Genomic DNA, 18,048 nt, shown 5'->3' with positions numbered 1-18,048 from the left:
GGCATCGATTGGAAACCCTGAAGCAGGTGTAGAGTCAAACGCCCATCCTCACTCGTTCATTTGCCGCATCATGAAAATCGGAGAACTGGCCAAGGTCGCGAACACGCCGGTCGAAACAATCCGGTACTACGAGCGCGAGCAACTGCTGCCCGAGCCCGCGCGCACCGATGGCAACTACCGCATCTACGACGAAGACCATGCCCAGCGCCTGGGCTTCATCCGGCGCTGCCGCTCGCTCGACATGACGCTCGACGAGATCCGCAGCCTGCTGAAATTCCGCGACGCGCCGCAGGACGACTGCGGCGAGGTCAACCAATTGCTGGACGACCACATCGGCCACGTGGCCACGCGCATCGCCGAACTCAAGATGCTGGAGAAGCAACTGAAGGCGCTGCGCCAGCAATGCTGCGGCCCCGAATCGGCGAACGTCTGCGGCATCCTGCAGGAGCTGGACACCGCCGCTCCCGCGCTCGAAACCTTCGGGCAGCACGCAGGCCATGTGCACGGGGCGCTGCATGCGCCGGCCAACCGGGGCGGCTGATCGGGCTTCTTCTTACTTGCCCACCAGCTGCGTGAGCTTGTCCGCCTCGAAGCTCTCGTCGCGCGCCGCGTCACCCGGCACGCAGTCCTTGCTACCCGGCTGCGCCGACAGCTTCTCGATGGCCTGCCACAGCAGCGCGATCTGGTGCTCCTGGCTCGATGCGCTGTCGATCAGCCCACGCATGGCCTGGCTCAGCGGATCGTCTTCCTGCGTGATGCCATAGGCGGAGAACTTCTGCGGCGCGGCCACATCGGCGCTTTCGCCAGTCTTCGACGGAATGATGCGTGCGGGAATGCCCACCGCGGTCGCACCCGCCGGCACCGGCTTGATGACCACCGCGTTGCTGCCGATCTTGGCGCCGTCGCCCACGACGAAGCCGCCCAGCACCTTGGCTCCCGCGCTCACCACCACATCACGCCCCAGCGTCGGGTGCCGCTTGGCGCCCTTGTAGAGCGAGGTGCCGCCCAGCGTCACGCCCTGGTAGATGGTGCAGCCGTCGCCGATCTCGGCCGTCTCGCCGACCACCACGCCCATGGCGTGGTCGAAGAACACGCGCTCGCCGAGCTTGGCGGCCGGATGGATCTCGATGCCGGTGAGCCAGCGCGCCCAGTGCGCGATGAAGCGCGCGGGCCACTTGAAGCCATGGGTCCAACAGGCATGCGCCCAGCGATGCAGCACCACGGCGTGGAAGCCGGGGTAGACCGTGATCACTTCCCAGGCGCTGCGGGCGGCCGGGTCGCGTTCGAGGATGCACCGGATGTCGGCGCGCAGTCGAGAGAACATCGCTGCCTTCTGTCTGTTGTCGTTATATCGATAGGGGCGGCGCAGTCTAAGGCCGGGGGTCTTCGCGTACGGCCGATGGGGTTTTACGAACCCTTGGGTGCCTTGGCGGCGTCGGCCATGGCCTTGGCGATGCCACGCAGGATGTGGATTTCTTCCGGCGTAGGCTGGGCGCGGTTGAAGAGCTGCTGCAGCCTTGGCATCAGCTTCTTGGGCGCCTCGGGATCGAGAAAACCGATCTCCACGAGCGAGCGCTCCCAGTGGTCGAGCATGCCGGCCACCGCCTGCGCATCGGCCGCCTGCACCGGGTTGATGGCCTCGCGCACCTCGTAGCCGCCGAGGGCGAGCCGCCATTCGTAGGCCACCACCTGGATCGCCGCGCCCAGGTTGAGCGAGCCGAACTTCGGATCGGTCGGGATGCTCAGGGCCACGTTGCAGCGGTAGACGTCCTCGTTGCGCATGCCGAATCGCTCGGAGCCGAACAGGAAGGCCACGTGCTGGTCGTCCTTCTCGCTCTGTTTGGCCAGCGGTTCCAGGTGTTCCCGGGGCGTGCGCGTGGGCGGGCCGAAGTCGCGCGGGATCATGGCCGTGGCGCACAGGTGGGTGACGCCGTCCAGGGCTTCGTCCAGCGTCTCGACGATGCGGGCATTGGTCAGCACGTCGAGCGCGCCGCTCGCGCGCTGGATGGTTTCCTCGCGCCGCAGCACGTTGGCCCAGCGCGGCGCCACCAGCACGAGGTCGGAAAAACCCATGGTTTTCATGGCGCGGGCAGCGGCGCCCACATTGCCGGCGTGGCTGGTCTGGATCAGGATGAAACGGGTGCGCATGGCGGATTTGGAGACACGAAACGGCGGAGCCGGTAAAATCCCCCGATTCTCGCCGCCCGCATCGCCGGGCCGCCTCCGGGGGCCTCCCCACCGTTCTTCTCACAATCCAATGTCGTCCCCCAACCTGCATCCCATGCTCAACGTGGCCGTCAAGGCCGCACGCGCCGCCGGCGCGATCATCAACCGCGCCGCCCTCGACGTCGAGGCCGTGCGCATCTCCCAGAAGCAGGTCAACGACTTCGTCACCGAAGTCGATCACGCCAGCGAAAAAGCGATCATCGAGACGCTGCTTGGCGCGTACCCGGGGCACGGCATCCTGGCCGAAGAATCGGGCACCGAACACGGCGCCAAAGACTCCGACTACGTCTGGATCATCGATCCGCTCGACGGCACCACCAATTTCATCCACGGCTTCCCGGTGTACTGCGTGTCGATCGCGCTGTCGGTGCGCGGCAAGATCGAGCAGGCCGTGGTGTACGACCCCACCCGCAACGACCTGTTCACCGCCACCAAGGGCCGCGGCGCCTACATGAACGAGCGCCGCATCCGCGTCTCGAAGCGCACCCGCCTCAACGAGTGCCTGATTTCCACCGGTTTCCCGTTCCGCACCGGCGACAACTTCAAGCAGTACCTGGCCATCATGGCGGACATGATGCCCCGCGCCGCCGGCCTGCGCCGCCCCGGCGCGGCCGCGCTCGACCTCGCCTACGTGGCGGCCGGCTTCACCGACGCCTTCTTCGAGACCGGCCTGAACCCATGGGACGTGGCCGCGGGCTCGCTGCTGGTTACCGAAGCCGGCGGCCTGATCGGCAACTTCACGGGCGAGCCCGAATTCCTCGAACAGCGCGAATGCCTGGCCGGCGCCCCGCGCATCTACGGCCAGCTGGTGCCGCTGCTCGCCAAGTACTCCAAGTTCGCCAACGTGGACGACAAGCTGCGCGCCAGCGACCGCGTGCGCGCCGTGTCCGCCTCGACCAAGTCGAATGCCGCCGACGCCTCGGCCGACCTGTACGCCCGCAGCACCGTGGTCGACTTCGCGGATGAAGCTGCCGAAGCCGCCGCCCCGGCACCCGCCGCCGCACCCGCCCCCCGCAAGCTCACACGCATCCGCCGCGACGCACCCAACGCCGGTGGCCCCTCCGAGGGCGACACGCCCGCCAAGTGACGATGCTGGGGCCCCACGCCGCGCCCCGCGCTCGTGCCGCTCTGCGCATTGCGCTGAGCCACTACGTCGCGAGCGGGCTCACCGTTGCGCTGGGCCTGCTGTTCATCTCGGGCGGCATCCACCTCTGGCTGGGCACCATCGCGGCCTCTGCGGCCGCCACCGGCGTGATCGTCACCGCGCCGCCCGACCTGCCGGGCCCGCGCCGCGGCAAGTTCCTGCAGATGCTGCCGGCGCCGCTCATCGGCCTGCCGCTGTTCTTTGCGGTGCAGATGCTGCACGCCGCACCGATCCGCCTCGGGCTGCTGCTGGTGCCCGCCACCTTCATGGCCTTCCTCGCCATGGCCTGGGGCAAGCGGGGCATCCCCATCGCGATTGCGGTGATGTTCTCGATGATCTTCTCCATGGCCACGCCGGCACCCGCCGACCTGGCCGACGCGCTGGTGCGCACCTGGCACTTCGGACTGGGCGCGGGCCTGTACGTGATCTGGGCCACGCTTGCCAACCTCGCGCTCAACGGGCGCTTTCGCACCCAGTCGGTGGCCGACGTGCTGTATTCGCTGGCCGCGCTGATGCGCACCGAGGCCAGCCAGTTCCTGCCGCAGGACGAAACCCGCGACGTGCGCGACACCCCCGCGCCGATGCTGGGCCAGCTGCTGCGCGAGCAGGCCGCACTGGCCGACCAGCTGCAGGCCACGCGCGACATCGTGCTCGAATCGCCGCGCACCCCGCGCCGCCAGCGCCTTGCCGCCATGCTGGTGATCGTGCTCGAGATGCGCGATCAGCTGCTGGCCAGCGAGCTCGACCTCGACACCCTGCGCGCCCACCCCGCGCACGCCGAGGCGCTGGTCGACATGCGCCGCGTGCTCGAAGAGCTGGCCGACGAAACCATCGCGCTGGCCGATGCCCTCATGCTGGGCCGCCACCCCGAGGCCGTGGCCGACCGGCGCCCGAGGCTCGCGGCCATCCACGTCTCGGCCGACGACAGCGCAAACACGCCCGGCAGCGGCGGCGGGCACATCGGCCCCACAGCCGCCATGCTCGCGCGAGGGCTGGCCAGCCGCATCGGCCACATCAACGACGAGGTGCTGCGCCTGTCGGCCATGGCGCGCGGCGACGCCGAGCCCAACCTTGCCGTGGTGCGCGCCAACTGGCAGCTCTTCGTGAGCCCGACCGCCTGGTCGCTGCGCCCCTTCCTCACGCTGTGGCGCTGGGACCAGCCGCCGCTGCGCCACGCCATCCGCGCCGCGCTGGCGATTGCCGCGGGCTACGCCATCGCGGTGTCGATGCCCTGGGGTTCGCACGACTACTGGATCCTGCTGACCATCGTGGTCGTGCTGCGCGGCAGCCTGTCGCAGACGCTGGAGCGCCGCAACGCACGCGTGGCCGGCACGCTGCTTGGCTGCGTGCTCGCGGTAGGGTTGCTGTCGGCGCATCCGTCGGCGCTGATGCTGCTGGTGATCGTCACCGTGGCGCAGGCCATCGCGCACAGCTTCGCGGTGCGGCGCTACCTCATTACCGCCGTGGCCGCCACTGTGCTCGGCCTGGTGCAGGCTCACATGCTGAACGTGGGCATCGCGCCCATCTTCGCGCTGTTCGAACGCATCGCCGACACGCTCATCGGCGCCGCGCTGGCCTGGGGCTTCTGCTACGTGCTGCCCTCGTGGGAGCGCACGCAGATTCCGGCGCTGGTGTCGCGCGTGCTCACCGCGCAGGCCCGGCACGCGCGGCTCGCGCTCGGCCTCGGCCAGTTGAAGGCCATCGACAGCAGCCCCGAGCTCGAATGGCGGCTCGCGCGCCGCGAGGCCTACGACAGCCTCTCGGCGCTGGTGCAGGCCACGCAGCGCTCGCTCTCGGAGCCGCGCGCGGTGCAGCCGCCGCTGGAGCCGCTCGAGCACTTGCAGGCCCACAGCTACCAGCTGCTCGCGCAGTTGAGCGCCGTGAAGTCGATGCTCGTGCTGCGGCGCGACCGCCTCACGCCCGCAGAGGTCGAAGGCCCGATCAGCCGCACCGCGCAGCGCATCGAGGCGGCCATCGGAACCATCCCGACCACCGGCCCCTCCCAACCCGAGAGCGCCGGCTCGACCACCGTGGGCGGCCCGATCCCCCTGCCCGACCCGTTCGACAACGACATCAGCCCCTGGCTGCTGCGCCGGCTCGACCTGGCCACGGCACTCGCCACGCAGCTGCGCGACGACGCGGCGCGCATTCTTCAACCCCTGAACGAGACAACAGCAGCAACGCAAGCAAAGACGACCGCCGCCTGATGACCAAAGAGATACTCGCCCACCCCTGGCTCGGCACATGGATTGCCGCCCTCGTCGCAGTTCCCCTCTCTCTTCTCGCTCACCGCATCGGCGGTCTTGTCCTGAAGCGGGTGACACGCCCCGCGCCGGCGATCCACGCGATGGTGCTCAATTGCAACGCAGCGGCGCGGCTGGTCCTTCCGCTGGCGGCCCTCACCATGGTGTGGCAGGGCGCGCCCGACGACCTTCGCTTCATCGGCAGCGTGCGCCATCTCACGGGCCTGCTGCTGATCGCGGCGACCACCTGGCTCGCGGTGAAGGCCATCAGCGGCTTCGCGGAGGGCGTGCTGGCCCAGAACCCCTACGACGTTGCCGATAACCTGCAGGCGCGCCGCGTGCTCACGCAGACGCGCGTGCTGGCGCGCACCGCCATGACGGTGGTGCTGGTGGCCGGCGGCGCGATGATGCTCATGACTTTTCCGGGCGCACGCCAGGTGGGCGCGAGCCTGCTGGCCTCGGCTGGCGTGATCGGCATCGTGGCCGGCCTCGCGGCCAAGCCGGTGTTCAGCAACCTCATTGCGGGCCTGCAGATCGCGCTGGCGCAGCCGATCCGCATCGACGACGTGCTCGTGGTCGAGGGCGAATGGGGCCGCGTCGAGGAGATCACCGGCACCTTCGTCGTCCTCAAGATCTGGGACGAGCGCCGGCTGATCCTGCCGCTCACCTACTTCATCGAGAAGCCGTTCCAGAACTGGACGCGGCACTCGGCGCAGCTGCTGGGCGCCGTGTTCATCTACGTCGACTACGGCATGCCGCTCGCGCCGCTGCGCGCGGAGGTCGAGCGCATCGTGAAGGCCGCGCCCGAATGGGACGGCCGCTTCTTCAACCTGCGCGTGACTGATGCGACGGAGCGCACCATGCAGATCCGCGTGCTTTGCACCGCGGCAACATCGGGCCTTGCGTTCGACCTGCGCTGCAGCGTGCGCGAAGGGCTGATCGACTTCATGCAGCGCGAGCACCCGCAGTTCCTGCCGAAGATGCGCATCGCGAGCGACGGCGACCAGGAATACGGGCAGCAGCAGCAACGGGCCGCGGCCTGATACGGCGTTGAAGCCCGAGCCCGAACGGACTTCCGCGCTCGTGCGGGCCCTGCTGTACGGCTTTGCCGTGCTGTGCCTGGTGCTCGGCCTCATCGGCGTCGTCGTGCCCGGCATGCCGACGACGGTGTTCATCCTGATGGCCGCATGGGCCGCTGCCCGCAGTTCGCCGCGGCTGCACGCCTGGCTGCTGAACCATCGGCTGTTCGGCCCGCTGCTGCGCAACTGGGCCAACGGCCGCACCGTCAGCCGGCGCGCCAAGTGGAGTGCAACGGTCACGATGGCGGCGTGCGCCGTGGTCGTGTCGTTCACGGCGCACCGCGCATGGCTCGCCGTGCTGGCCATCGGGTGCATGGCCGTCGTGCTGGCGTGGCTGTGGTCGCGGCCGCTGCCGCCGCCGTGAACTCTGCTGTGTTGCGGTTCAGCGCCTGCGGCGCACCACAGGACGCTCCAGGTTCGTGAACGCCCGCAGCAGCCACTCCACCGGCCCATAGACGAATCGGCGCATCCACCAGCGGCTCAGCGCCAGCTGCACCGCGAAGATCGCAAAGGCAATGGCGGTTGCCGCGAGCGGCCCGACCGTGCCGATCCAGCGCAGCCCGTAGGCCAGGAATATCCATGCGCAGACCAGCGACTGCATGAGGTAGTTGGTCAGCGCCATCCGCCCCGCCGGCGCCAGCAGGCCTTGGAGCATGCGGCCGCGCGGCGTCTGCATCAGCAGCACCAGGCCGGCCGCATAGGCTGCCGCGAGGAAAGGCGCCGTCAGCAGCGTGGCCGCGAGGCCGTAGAACTCCCGCACCGCGTTGTCCAGCCGCATCGAAGGAAAGGCATACACCGCGGCCCCCGGCAACCCTATCGCCAGCCCCCAGGACAGCAGCCGCCGGAACAGCGCGCGATGCGCGGCGGCGTTCGCAAAAAGTCCATGCCGCCCGGCGATGAAGCCCGCAAAGAACATGGCCAGCGCCGTCGGTGCCTGCACCAGCCCGGTGATCCACCAGATCTGCGACAGCTCGCGCAGATGCTGGACGATCACCGTGGCGGGCGTTCCGCGATACGCCGCCAACGCCACGGCGGCGTCGGCATACGCGTTGCGCAATGTCTCCGGCGACGCTCCGGCCACCGTCAGCAGATAGCCGATGCCGGCCCACAGCAGCGACGTCGCCAGCACCAGCCCGATCGCGCAGCGGGCCAGAAACACATCGCCGCGCCGCCGCAGCATCAGCAGCACCGCGCCCAGCACCGCATAGGTCGCGAGGATGTCGCCGTGGTACAGCAGCACCGCGTGCAGCAGCCCGAGCACCCACAGCCCCACGAGCCGCCGCGCCATGCGTGGTGCGAAAGGCTTGCCGTCGCGCTGCGCCGACTGCATCTGCAACGTGAAGCTGTAGCCGAAGAGGAATGAGAACAGCAGGTAGAACTTGGTCTCGAACACGAAGGTCCGCACAAACAGCGCACTGCGCTCGGCCAGAGACACGGCCATCGGGTCGGGCAAGCCCGCGCCGTAGTAAGGCGACGAGAAGGTCGCGATGTTCACGAGCAGGATGCCCAGCAGCGCGAAACCGCGCAGCGCATCGACCATTTGCTGGCGTTCGTTCGGTGCGCCGCCCATGGCCTGCGTGGAAGGGTTCTGGCGCGCCATGCCTTGCGAAAGAGCTGTCATGCGGAATTCCCGCGTCTGGCATCGACCCGGCCCCGCGCCGCTGCCAGAACGATCCCGCGGATCGCCTCGACCAGCAGCCGCACGCCCTCGCCTGAATCGCCGCCGCGCCGCACCGTGAAGCCCACTGGCCCTTCGGTGCCCGAGGTGTCGATGGCAACGCGCTTCAAGGCGCCCTGCGCAACGAGACCCTCGACCGCCCCCTGCGGCGCGAACCATACCGCGTCGCAGCGCTGCAGCAGCCCGACCACGAAGCTGGTGTCGGTCGCTTCGACCAGGCGGTTCGGCAGCGCCAAGCCCTGCGCGATCAGGAAGGCATCGGCCGTGTGCCGGATCAGGGTGCCCGAGACGGGCAGCACCAGCGGATAGGCCGCCAATGCATCGAGCGCCGGCTTGCGGCGCGCCGCGAGCGGATGGCCGGGGCGCACCACCAGCAACAGAGGTTCGCTGTAGAGCTGCTCGAACGCCAGGTCGGCCATGGCCGAGGCTTGCGCAAGGCGGCCGAGCACGAGGTCGATCTCGCCCTGGCGCAGTTGCGTCATCAGCTGCGCATTGGTGCCGCTCACCACACGCACGCGCAGCGCCGGATTCGATTCGACCAGCCGCGCGACGGCCTCAGGCAAGAGGTTGGCCGCCATGTTGGGCAGGGCGCCCACGGCCACGCGCAGCTGATCGGCTTCGGGCTGGTCCATGGCCAGGCCCAGGCCTTCGCGCAGTCCGCGCAGCGCGGAGACGGCGTGGCGCACCAGTACCTCGGCCGCTGGCGTGAGCTCGACGCCGCGGCGGCGGCGCAGCAGCAACTGGCGGCCGACGATCTCTTCCAGCTCGGCAATGGTCTTCGACACCGCGGGCTGGGTGAGCGACAGGGCCCTGCCCGCGCGTACCAAGTTGCGCTCCTGCGCCACCGTCACGAGGCATTGCAGATGGCGCAGCTTGAGGCGCGCAAAGTTCATGGCTGACATGCTTGTTCCCTGTGGGGTGGCGATTTAAATATAACCAAATGGAATAGCTGACAGAAGAGCTTTCAGTTGTGCGAGCCGCTTCTGCCTTCTAGAGTGGCCGTCGATACGGAGACAAGCAAGACATGACCACCGATTTCATGAAGAAGAACGCCCCGAGCGCATCGCGCCGCCTGGCCCTGGCTGCGGCCGCTTGCGCGGCGCTTTCCCTCGCTCTGGGCAGCCCGTCCGCGCAGGCCGATGCGGCCTATCCCACGAAGCCGGTGAAGTTCATCAGCAACTTCCCGGCCGGCGGCCCGCTCGACATCCTGGGCCGCGCGCTGGGCGACGTGCTCCAGAAGGAGCTCAAGCAGCCCTTCGTCGTCGACAACCGGCCCGGCGCGGGCGGCAACATCGGCGCCGACCTGGTGGCCAAGAGCCCGGCCGACGGCTACACGGTGCTGCTGAGCATCGACAGCACCTTCACCATCAACCCGCACCTGTACGCGTCGATGCCCTTCGCGGCCAAGGACCTGAAGCCGCTGATGGTCTTCGGCTCGTCGGGCCTGAGCTTCGGTGTCGCGCCATCCGTGAAAGCGAGGACGCTGCCGGACTTCGTCGCGCAGGCCAAGACCGAAGCCGCCACCTTCAGTTCCGCCGGCAACGGCAGCCCCGGGCACCTTGCGGCCGAGATCTTTTCGAACGCGACCGGCGCGAAGATCACGCATGTGCCCTACAAGGGCAATGCACCAGCTGTGATGGCCATGCTCTCGAGCGAGGTGCAGGCAGGCATCCTTGCCACGCCGGGCCTGCTTCCGCAGGTGCAGGCCGGCAAGCTGCGCGCGCTGGCCGTAACCGGCCGCCAGCGCTCGCCGCTGCTGCCCGAGGTGCCCACTGTCGGCGAACTCGGCCTCAAGGACCTGGAGTTCGAGGTGCTCTATCTCGCGATGGTGCCGGCCGCCACGCCCGAGCCGGTGATGCAGACGCTGCGGCAGTCGCTGCAGAAAGCACTGGCGCAGCCCGAGATCAAGTCGCGCCTGGCCTCGCTCGACATGGTGGCGCTCGGCGAAACCGGCGCCCCCGCGGCGCAGCGCCTGGCAACCAACCAGGCGCGCTACGGCCGCATCGTCAAGGTGACCGGGATGAAGGTGGACTGATGCCGCTCGCGCCGCGGCGGCCCCGGTCCGCCTTGGGCAGCACGGCCACTGCCACCATGCGCTCGGCCTGCGCCTGCAGGCGGTGCAGGAATTCGTCCAGGCGCGCCGCGTCTTCGCCGCTCAGGGCGCTTGTCAGCTCGGCATTAATCCCGGCGACCAGCGGGAAAAGTTCCGCATACAGCGCGTGCCCCGCCTCGGTCAGCGCCAGCAGCACCTGCCGCCGGTCGCCCGCTCGGGACACGCGCGAAACCAGCTGCTTTTCGACCAGCGAACCGACGGCCTTGGAGGTGCGGGCCCGATCGAGCTGGGCATGCTCGGCGAGTTGGGAGGAGCCCAGTTCGCCGCGGCGCGCGAGCACCACGATCAGCCGCCATTCGCGCCGCGTGATGCCGAAGCGGCCCTCGCACAGCCGGATCACCATGCCGCCCGCCACGCCGACCACACGCGACAGCCGGTACAGCAGCAGGTCGTCCAGCGAGCGGTGCGGCGTGGTCATTGGGGGTTAGTCCGGGGGTTGGTTGATTAGATCAATCGACTGTAGCGTCTCTACAGTCTTCGGGATCGAACGCCAACCCCGAGAAAACCCCGGAGACACCGCGCCCATGCCCACGCCCCCTTTTTCTTTCGACCGCCGCCACGCACTCGCCGCCCTGGGTGGGTTTGCCCTTGCACCGCTCGCCCTCGATGCGCGGGCCCAGGCCCAGGCCTTCAGGCCAGGCCAGCCCATCAAGGTACTGATTGGCGTGCCCGCCGGCGGCACGCAGGACGTGCTGACCCGCGCGATCGCGCAGCAGGTGCGCGAGGCGCTGGGCCCGCTCATCGTCGACAACCGCGCGGGCGCGGCGGGCCGCATTGCGGCGGAAACCGTCAAGACCGCCGCCCCCGACGGCCACACGCTGCTGCTGGGCACGGCCAGCATGATGACCATGTACCCGAGCGCCTACCGCAGCCTCTCGTACGACCCGTTCAAGGATTTCGTGCCGATCATCAACGCGGCGCGCTTCGAGCTGGCGCTGACCGTGCACAAGGACGTGCCCGCCAACACGCTGGCCGAGTTCATCGCCTGGGCCAAGGTGCAGGGCAACAAGGTGAGCTTCGGCTCCTACGGCGCGGGCACGCCTTCGCACTTTCTGGGCGAGATGCTCAACCGCACAGCCGGGCTGAAGATGGTGCATGTGCCCTACCGCGGCTCCACGCCCGCTCGGCAGGACGTGATGGGCGGCACCATACCCGTGTACTTCGACACCATCGGCGGTGCGCAGCAGATGATGCCCACGGGCCGCGTGAAGGTGCTGGCCACCAGCGGCGAGAAGCGCTCGCCGCTCATGCCCAACCTGCCATGCTTCGTCGAAGCCGGCTACAAGGACGTGGTGGCCACCGCCTGGTTCGCCTACTACGCACCGCTCAAGACGCCACAGGCCATCGTCGACAAGCTGCGCGCGGAATTCGCCCGCGCCGTCAACTCGCGCGAGGTGCGCCAGCAGTTGCTGCAGAACGGCATGTACCCGGTCGGCGACGGCAGCGACGCCTTGCTGAAGACCATGCGCGAAGACACCGCGCGCTGGGCGGGCATCATGAAGGCCGTGAATTTCCAGGCCAACGACTGAACAACCGAACGAACGACCGAAACGAGGAGGAACCCCGATATGCCGAAGACCACCCCCATCACCCGCCGCCTGGCCACGCTGCTTGCCGCAGCCGGCTTCATGGCATCCATCGCCGCCACGGCGACCACAGCGAGCGCACAGACGTTCGACACCCCACTGCACATCGTCGTCGGTTACGCCCCGGGCGGCGCCACCGACCGCGTGGCGCGCATCGTGGGCGACAAGCTCTCCTCGCGCCTCGGCGTGCCCGTGGTGGTCGACAACAAGCCCGGCGCGGGCGGCCGCCTTGCGGCGCAGCAGGTGAAGACCACCCCGGCCAGCCAGAACGTGCTGATGCTCGCCAACCCCGCCGTGATGGTGGTGGCGCCGCTGGTCTTCAAGGACAACAACTACGACCCCGAGCGCGACTTCGTGCCCGTGTCTTACGTCAACGACTACAACTTCGCGCTGGCCGTGTCGCCCACCCTGCCCGTGCGCGAGCTCAACCACCTGCTCGCCTGGATGCGCGCCAACCCCAACCAGGCCAACGTGGGCGTGCCGGCCACCGGCAGCCTGCCGCACTTCTTCGGCCTCATGGTGGGCGAGAAGGCCAAGGTGCAGACCCAGGTGATCGGCTACCGCGGCTCTGCGCCGCTGCTGAACGACCTGATCGGCGGGCAGGTGCCCATTGCCGTCGACACCGAAGACGTGGTGATCCCGCAGCACGCGGCCGGCAAGCTGCGCATCCTCGCGCTGTCGGGCGCCAAGCGCTCGCCCTTTGCGCCGAACGTGCCCACCTTCAAGGAAGCCGGCCTCGACCTGTCCGCGACCGGCTGGAACACCTTCTTCGCACCGGCCAGCATGCCCAAGGACAAGGTCGAGCGCCTGTCCAACATCATTCGCGAAGTGATGCAGGACCCGGACACGCAGCGCAAGTTCAAGGACTCCGGCATGACCCCGGTGGTGAGCACGCAGGCGCAGACCGCCGCGATGCTGAAGTCCTACCGCGCGCAATGGGCGCCGGTGGTGCAGAAGTCGGGCTACCAGCCCTGAGCCTCGACGACGCCAAAGAGACATGACAGCAAGACCCAACATCATCTTCATCGTTGCCGACGACCTCGGCTATGCCGACCTCGGCTGCTACGGCGGCCGCGACGCCGTGTTCGGCCCCGTGTCGCCCGTGCTCGACGGACTGGCCGCCAACGGCCTGAAGCTCACGCAGGGCTACGCCAACTCGCCCGTGTGCTCGCCCACGCGCTTCGGCATGATCACCGGGCGCTACCAGTACCGCCTGCGCGGCGCCGCCGAAGAGCCCATCAACAGCAAGAGCCGCGGCAGCACTACCCTGGGCCTGCCGACTGACCATCCCACGCTGCCTTCATTGCTGAAGGCCAGCGGCTACAGCACAGCGCTCATCGGCAAATGGCACCTGGGCTACCCGCCCAGCTTCGGGCCGCTGCGCTCGGGGTACGACGAATTCTTCGGGCCCATGTCGGGCGGGGTCGACTACTTCACCCACTGCGACTCCACCGGACGGCACGACCTGTGGTTCGGCGAGGAAGACAAGCAGGAAGAGGGCTACCTCACCGACATCCTTTCGAAGCGCGCGGTCGAGTACGTGGACCGCATGGCAAAGCAGGAAGCGCCCTTCTTCCTGAGCCTGCACTACACCGCCCCGCACTGGCCATGGGAAACGCGCGACGACGCGGCCAAGGCACCCGCCGTGAAGGACAACCTGTTCGACCTGGCCGGCGGCAACATCCACGTGTACCGCCGCATGATCCATCACATGGACGAAGGCATCGGCTGGATCATGGCCGCGCTACAGAAGCACGGCATGGCCGACAACACGCTGGTGGTGTTCACCAGCGACAACGGCGGCGAGCGCTTCTCGGACAACTGGCCGCTGGTGGGCGGCAAGATGGACTTGACCGAAGGCGGCATCCGCGTGCCATGGATCGCGCACTGGCCTGCCGTGATCGGCAAGGGCGGCGAGAGCACGCAGCTGTGCATGACGATGGACTGGTCGGCCACCATGCTCGACGCGGCCGGCGTGGCGGCGCATGCGGACTATCCGCTCGACGGCGTGTCGCTGATGCCCGTGCTAAAGGACGCGAAGCAAAGCTTCCGCAGGCCACTGCACTGGCGCATGAACCACCGCGGGCAGGAAGCCATGCGCGATGGGGACTGGAAGTACCTGAAGGTGGACGGGAACGAGTACCTGTTCAACGTTCCTGGGGATGAGCGCGAGCGGGCCAATCTGGCGAAGAAGGAGCCGCAAAGGCTGGCTGCGATGCGGGCGGATTGGCAGGCTTGGAATGCGACGATGCCGGCGATTCCGGAGGATGCGACTGTGAGCCTGGGGTATTCAGTCAAGGACATGCCGCAGCGTTGACTTCCGCGCTGGATCGAGGACTCCTTCACGAGCCTGAAAGCTTTTCGGCCAGCACTCGTGACTGCTCCACGAACTTGGCCGGATTCTTTTCCTTCAGTTTGGCCAGGTTCTTCAGCTTCCATTGAATCGCGGGCATAGCGCTGAGATGCGCGAGCTCCATGCGGCTCCACTCTGGAGCGCCGTTGGCGAGCGTCACGAGAAATGCGCGCTCGTCCGTGTCAAGTTCCTTGTGAAGCGTGGCAATCATCTGGTCTCGCGCTGCGAGCAGTGCGCCCAACCCGACAGGCTCGGCAGTCATGCCCTGGAAGTTGGCCGCGAACTCGGCGGTCACATCGCGCAGCGGTGGAAACAAGACCTCGTGGATCGGCCTGTTGTGGCTTGCGAGGTAGACCACAAACGCACGCCGAATACCGCTCGTGATGCCTTCGTTTGCCAGCAACTGCATCACGTCGAACAGATCCCGCGGGTGCTGCCGGTCCATGGCTGCGACAAGTTTCCCGCCGTACACGTCATCGACCGACACCACTGGAATATCCAGTTCCGCCTGAAGCACTTCCTCGGCTTTGGGGGCGAGCCCCGCCATCGCGACGGGCCTCACGGTGCCGCGCATCACATAGTTGACTTCTACCTTGACCTCGGCGTCATCGCGCCTCACGAAGAGTTTGGTTTCGTCAGCGGCGGGCACGCCTGAGAGACGAGTCTGAAACCCCCTTGCCCTGAGCGCGCCGGAGGCCTTGCCGAGGGATGCCTTGATCTTGTCGAGCGCGTCATCGCGCGACAGCGTGTGGTCCGGCAGCACGAGGTCCAGATCGACCGACAGCCGCGGCATGTCCCGCACGAATAGGTTGATGGCCGTGCCGCCCTTGAGCGCGAAGGTTTCGTCGGCAAAGACGAAAGGCGCGACCTGCGTCAGCAGGCGCGCAGTCTTGAGGTAGATGTCGTTCACGATTTCAGGACCAGCAGCCCGTCATGGGTTCGGGAGACCCACCGGCGGTCGCCACCGGTGGGCAGGTTTGCCGTGTCGAGTTTCTTCACCCATGGCAAGGACAACTCGCGCCCGAAATGAAGGCACAGGCGAACCGTTTTCACGCTGGTGCACTGGCGCAGCAATTCATTGAGGACCGAGGATCGCAAGCCGTACATGCTCTCCGCCAGTTCGCGCGCCTCCGCCACCGGCTGACGCACGCCCACTTCGCTCAGCATTTCAAGAAACGCGCGCTCAGGAGCCGAAACATTCGGTCCATTTGCGCGGCCCTCGAAAGGGCCCGTGTGCTGCATGCCGGTCGCATCGCTGCTGAAGAGCCGCTTGCGGTGGTACTCCGACGGAAAGGCGTCGGTGAACCACTCCGGCAACCTGGCCGACTTCAGGCCATAGAGATGGAGCTTGGGCAGTTGGGAAACATAGTGGCGGATGCCGTGCCATTCCAGTGCGGACTTGCCTCCCACATGCAGCGCGGGGATCTGGCGCTGGAGCAGCAGCAAGCTGGGGTCACGCTGCAAGGGAGCGTCCGGGCGGCAATACACGCCTCGCGCCAAGCGCCTGAGCCACCCCGCGCGTACGTAGTGGACGGCCAGGTCGGCGGAGATGCCCTCGAGCGCCAGATCTTCACTGGCTATGGGCGTTCCGCCTGGCACCCGCGCCAGCAATGCGTTTAGTTTTGAACGATTTATCGTAGCCATACTACGATTATTCAGATAAGTTTAAGCGCTTGCAAGCCTTCGATTTAATCGATATGTCGTAGTTGAACTACGATAAATCAAACAATACGAAACTCTTGAACCTTTGAACGGAGCCTACCCCCGCCCACTCACCTGCAACAACTCTCCGCCTCTCGCGCCAGATCCGCCGCGATCCAGAGCATGCGATCCCGGTGCTTCTCCCCTGCTTCCGCGAACCACCTGTTGCCGTCGCCGTAGCAGCACCACAGCAGCGAGTTCAGCTGCGCCAGTTTGATTTCGAGCAGTTCCCTTGTCTCATCGGGCGTCGGGGTGGCCGCAGTGGGCTTGGTGGAGCCGCGTGTGCGGCGGGAAGATTGGGGCGTGGAACGCCCGGCCATAATTCGATCAGCCATGTGGTGTGCCCTTTCCAAGGAGATGCACGTCATGTGGTCAGACGGTCAGGGTGTTCACGCGCCTTGGCCGTCGCCTTTTGTGCCTCACATTCGCACCGATGCACGAGGGCACCGGCCACCCGCCGTGAGGCAAGGGCAAGACACAGAGCTCTGACAGTTGGGCTCCCGGCCCGAACTACCGCCCCAGCGAAATGAGGCTCCACACGATGGCCACGAGCTGGGCGATGTTGATCAGGATCGCGATGATGTGCGTTCGGCGGAATCCCGGAATGGCATCCAGTTCGCCTGGATCTGCGCCCCGAGCGAGTCCATCTTGGGGATGATCTTCCTGCGCAGGGCGATGGCAATCAGCGCCAGCACCACGGCACCCGCTGCGAGCCCTGCGCGTCCCGCAAAGGCAAGGCTGATGGCCGTTGCAGTCGCGGTAATGAACGCGGCGTTGTAGTAGATGTTGAAGAAGCCGCGTACAAAGCGGGCGTCGAGCGGCGTGTCGTGCTTCAGCACCAGGAGCGGGATCGAACCCATGATGAAGTAGGCCGTCGTGACGAGGAGCGCGACCGTAAAGCCCAGGGCGGCAAACATGGCGACAGGCATCTGGATTCCTCCATGCGGTGGGCCTGAGATGCGCCGGCCCTGGCGCGCTGCTTACGACGGGTCGTGGCCCGGGGCCGAGCTGATCTCGGTGGGCTTGTAGATCTTGTGCTGCGCGGTCGGGCTGCCCGCGTCGGTCACCACCAGCAAACGCCAGAGCGGCTCGCGCACGGCGCATGCGCTTTCTTCCGCGTTGAGCTTGAAGCTCGGCACGCCCGGTGCGGTGCCCTTGACCACGACGCGCAGCAGCGTCTGGCCCTTGGCGTTCGACACTTCGAGGTCGTAGCCCTTGCCGGTCATGTTCTCGGCCTTGTAGCCGTAGCCGGTGAAGTGCTTGACGACGTACGCGATGGCGGCGGCTCGCACTTCTTCGGGCGACGCCTTGCTTGCCGCGCCATCGGCTGCACCGACGCCTGCGGCCAGTTGCTGCGGCACGTTGCTGCGCGCCCTGGCGGCTTGCACTTCGGCCTCGGTCGGCACCCAGCCGCGCGGGCCGCGCACCAGCACGGCCAACTTCTGCGCGGGCTCCCAGCTGGCGACGTGCCATTCGTCGTCGTCGCGCACGCGGGTGGACACCTTGGCGTCCTTGTTGCTTTCCACTTCGACGATGGCGAGGCGGTTGGTCTGCACGACGGCGCGGAAGCCCTGGCCGGCGTCGAAGGTGCGCTTGAGCAAGGCCAGGCGGTCTTTGCCGCGCTGGACTTGTTGCGCATTGCGCTCGCCGCCGCCCGCGCGGTGGTGGATGTCGAGCGACTCCAGGCAGAACCAGCGCCCGCCGGCCCCCACGTTCACCCATTCGGCCCAGACGGTGGCGATGACGTTGTCGCCGGTGGCCAGCCAGGCGTGGTCGAACGGCTTTTCGCGCGCGTCGAACACGCCCATCTTGGCAACGATTTCGACCGGCGTGAGCCGTGGTCCGGACAGTCGCTTTTCATTGATGACAGCGAGTACCTGGGGGTCGACTTCGTTTTCCATTCGGCGGGCTTCTGGGAGTTTTTT

General features: G+C 67.5%; 19 protein-coding genes. 9 read left to right on the top strand and 10 right to left on the bottom strand.

Annotated elements, in window-relative coordinates; all coding sequences use genetic code 11:
• The first annotated feature begins 70 nt into the window (after window positions 1-70).
• Window positions 71-541, top strand: a complete 471-nt coding sequence (gene cadR / locus ASC92_RS04810) for a Cd(II)/Pb(II)-responsive transcriptional regulator (protein WP_056510958.1) — start codon at window positions 71-73, stop codon at window positions 539-541.
• Between the two features lie 12 nt (window positions 542-553).
• Here cadR and cysE read toward each other — a convergent pair whose 3' ends face one another.
• A complete protein-coding gene (gene cysE / locus ASC92_RS04805) occupies window positions 554-1,324 on the bottom strand; it encodes a serine O-acetyltransferase (protein ID WP_056510955.1) in 771 nt (256 codons plus the stop codon).
• 83 nt (window positions 1,325-1,407) lie between these two features.
• Window positions 1,408-2,148 (bottom strand): RNA methyltransferase, encoded by a 741-nt coding sequence (locus ASC92_RS04800; protein WP_056510952.1) that lies wholly within the window; start codon window positions 2,146-2,148, stop codon window positions 1,408-1,410.
• A gap of 109 nt (window positions 2,149-2,257) precedes the next feature.
• Between ASC92_RS04800 and ASC92_RS04795 the strand changes: the two genes are divergently transcribed.
• The 4 genes from ASC92_RS04795 to ASC92_RS04780 are packed head-to-tail and all read left to right on the top strand — an operon-like array spanning window position 2,258 to window position 7,056.
• A complete protein-coding gene (locus ASC92_RS04795; RefSeq protein WP_056510948.1) occupies window positions 2,258-3,313 on the top strand; it encodes an inositol monophosphatase family protein in 1,056 nt (351 codons plus the stop codon).
• Between the two features lie 2 nt (window positions 3,314-3,315).
• Window positions 3,316-5,577, top strand: a complete 2,262-nt coding sequence (locus tag ASC92_RS04790; RefSeq protein ID WP_056510944.1) for an FUSC family protein — start codon at window positions 3,316-3,318, stop codon at window positions 5,575-5,577.
• On the top strand, window positions 5,577-6,656 hold the full coding sequence (locus ASC92_RS04785; RefSeq protein WP_056510941.1) for a mechanosensitive ion channel family protein: 1,080 nt from the start codon (window positions 5,577-5,579) through the stop codon (window positions 6,654-6,656). The genes ASC92_RS04790 and ASC92_RS04785 overlap by 1 nt, the downstream gene beginning before the upstream one ends.
• A 7-nt stretch (window positions 6,657-6,663) precedes the next feature.
• Complete coding sequence (locus ASC92_RS04780; RefSeq protein ID WP_056510938.1) at window positions 6,664-7,056, top strand: YbaN family protein; 393 nt, start codon at window positions 6,664-6,666, stop codon at window positions 7,054-7,056.
• Between the two features lie 18 nt (window positions 7,057-7,074).
• Here the strand turns inward: ASC92_RS04780 and ASC92_RS04775 are convergent, their stop codons facing one another.
• A complete protein-coding gene (locus ASC92_RS04775) occupies window positions 7,075-8,262 on the bottom strand; it encodes a DUF418 domain-containing protein (RefSeq protein WP_056511878.1) in 1,188 nt (395 codons plus the stop codon).
• A 47-nt stretch (window positions 8,263-8,309) separates the two neighbouring features.
• Window positions 8,310-9,272 carry a LysR substrate-binding domain-containing protein gene (locus ASC92_RS04770; protein ID WP_056510936.1) on the bottom strand — a complete coding sequence of 321 codons (963 nt, stop codon included), beginning with the start codon at window positions 9,270-9,272 and terminating at the stop codon, window positions 8,310-8,312.
• A 122-nt stretch (window positions 9,273-9,394) separates the two neighbouring features.
• On the opposite strand from ASC92_RS04770, the gene ASC92_RS04765 reads away from it, so the two are divergent.
• Window positions 9,395-10,405: a Bug family tripartite tricarboxylate transporter substrate binding protein gene (locus tag ASC92_RS04765; RefSeq protein WP_056510933.1), complete on the top strand. Its 1,011-nt coding sequence runs from the start codon at window positions 9,395-9,397 to the stop codon at window positions 10,403-10,405.
• Here the strand turns inward: ASC92_RS04765 and ASC92_RS04760 are convergent.
• The gene (locus ASC92_RS04760; RefSeq protein WP_056510930.1) at window positions 10,377-10,901 is read right to left on the bottom strand and encodes a MarR family winged helix-turn-helix transcriptional regulator; all 525 of its coding nucleotides are present in this window, start codon (window positions 10,899-10,901) and stop codon (window positions 10,377-10,379) included. The two genes, ASC92_RS04765 and ASC92_RS04760, sit on opposite strands and share 29 nt — an antisense overlap.
• Window positions 10,902-11,007: 106 nt before the next feature.
• On the opposite strand from ASC92_RS04760, the gene ASC92_RS04755 reads away from it, so the two are divergent.
• The 3 genes from ASC92_RS04755 to ASC92_RS04745 are packed head-to-tail and all read left to right on the top strand — an operon-like array spanning window position 11,008 to window position 14,386.
• Entirely contained in the window at window positions 11,008-12,012 is a 1,005-nt protein-coding gene (locus ASC92_RS04755; RefSeq protein WP_056510927.1) for a Bug family tripartite tricarboxylate transporter substrate binding protein, read from the top strand.
• A gap of 39 nt (window positions 12,013-12,051) precedes the next feature.
• On the top strand, window positions 12,052-13,044 hold the full coding sequence (locus ASC92_RS04750) for a Bug family tripartite tricarboxylate transporter substrate binding protein (RefSeq protein ID WP_056510923.1): 993 nt from the start codon (window positions 12,052-12,054) through the stop codon (window positions 13,042-13,044).
• 22 nt (window positions 13,045-13,066) lie between these two features.
• A complete protein-coding gene (locus tag ASC92_RS04745; RefSeq protein WP_056510919.1) occupies window positions 13,067-14,386 on the top strand; it encodes a sulfatase in 1,320 nt (439 codons plus the stop codon).
• A gap of 25 nt (window positions 14,387-14,411) precedes the next feature.
• Here ASC92_RS04745 and ASC92_RS04740 read toward each other — a convergent pair whose 3' ends face one another.
• The 5 genes from ASC92_RS04740 to ASC92_RS04720 form a co-directional block, all read right to left on the bottom strand.
• Window positions 14,412-15,332: a nucleotidyl transferase AbiEii/AbiGii toxin family protein gene (locus ASC92_RS04740; RefSeq protein WP_056510916.1), complete on the bottom strand. Its 921-nt coding sequence runs from the start codon at window positions 15,330-15,332 to the stop codon at window positions 14,412-14,414.
• Entirely contained in the window at window positions 15,329-16,066 is a 738-nt protein-coding gene (locus tag ASC92_RS04735) for a type IV toxin-antitoxin system AbiEi family antitoxin domain-containing protein (protein ID WP_056510912.1), read from the bottom strand. The genes ASC92_RS04740 and ASC92_RS04735 overlap by 4 nt, the downstream gene beginning before the upstream one ends.
• A gap of 128 nt (window positions 16,067-16,194) precedes the next feature.
• Window positions 16,195-16,458, bottom strand: coding sequence for a hypothetical protein (locus tag ASC92_RS04730; RefSeq protein ID WP_157608977.1), 264 nt, complete (start codon window positions 16,456-16,458; stop codon window positions 16,195-16,197).
• A gap of 231 nt (window positions 16,459-16,689) precedes the next feature.
• Complete coding sequence (locus ASC92_RS04725) at window positions 16,690-17,052, bottom strand: hypothetical protein (protein WP_235505661.1); 363 nt, start codon at window positions 17,050-17,052, stop codon at window positions 16,690-16,692.
• 51 nt (window positions 17,053-17,103) lie between these two features.
• On the bottom strand, window positions 17,104-18,024 hold the full coding sequence (locus tag ASC92_RS04720) for a protein NO VEIN domain-containing protein (protein WP_056510908.1): 921 nt from the start codon (window positions 18,022-18,024) through the stop codon (window positions 17,104-17,106).
• Window positions 18,025-18,048 lie beyond the last annotated feature (24 nt).

Origin of the sequence: Variovorax sp. Root411 (assembly GCF_001425205.1) — a bacterium.
GTDB lineage: Bacteria > Pseudomonadota > Gammaproteobacteria > Burkholderiales > Burkholderiaceae_C > Variovorax.
The sequence above is the reverse complement of the archived record's forward strand: the minus strand, read 5'-3'. Positions and strand labels throughout refer to the sequence as shown.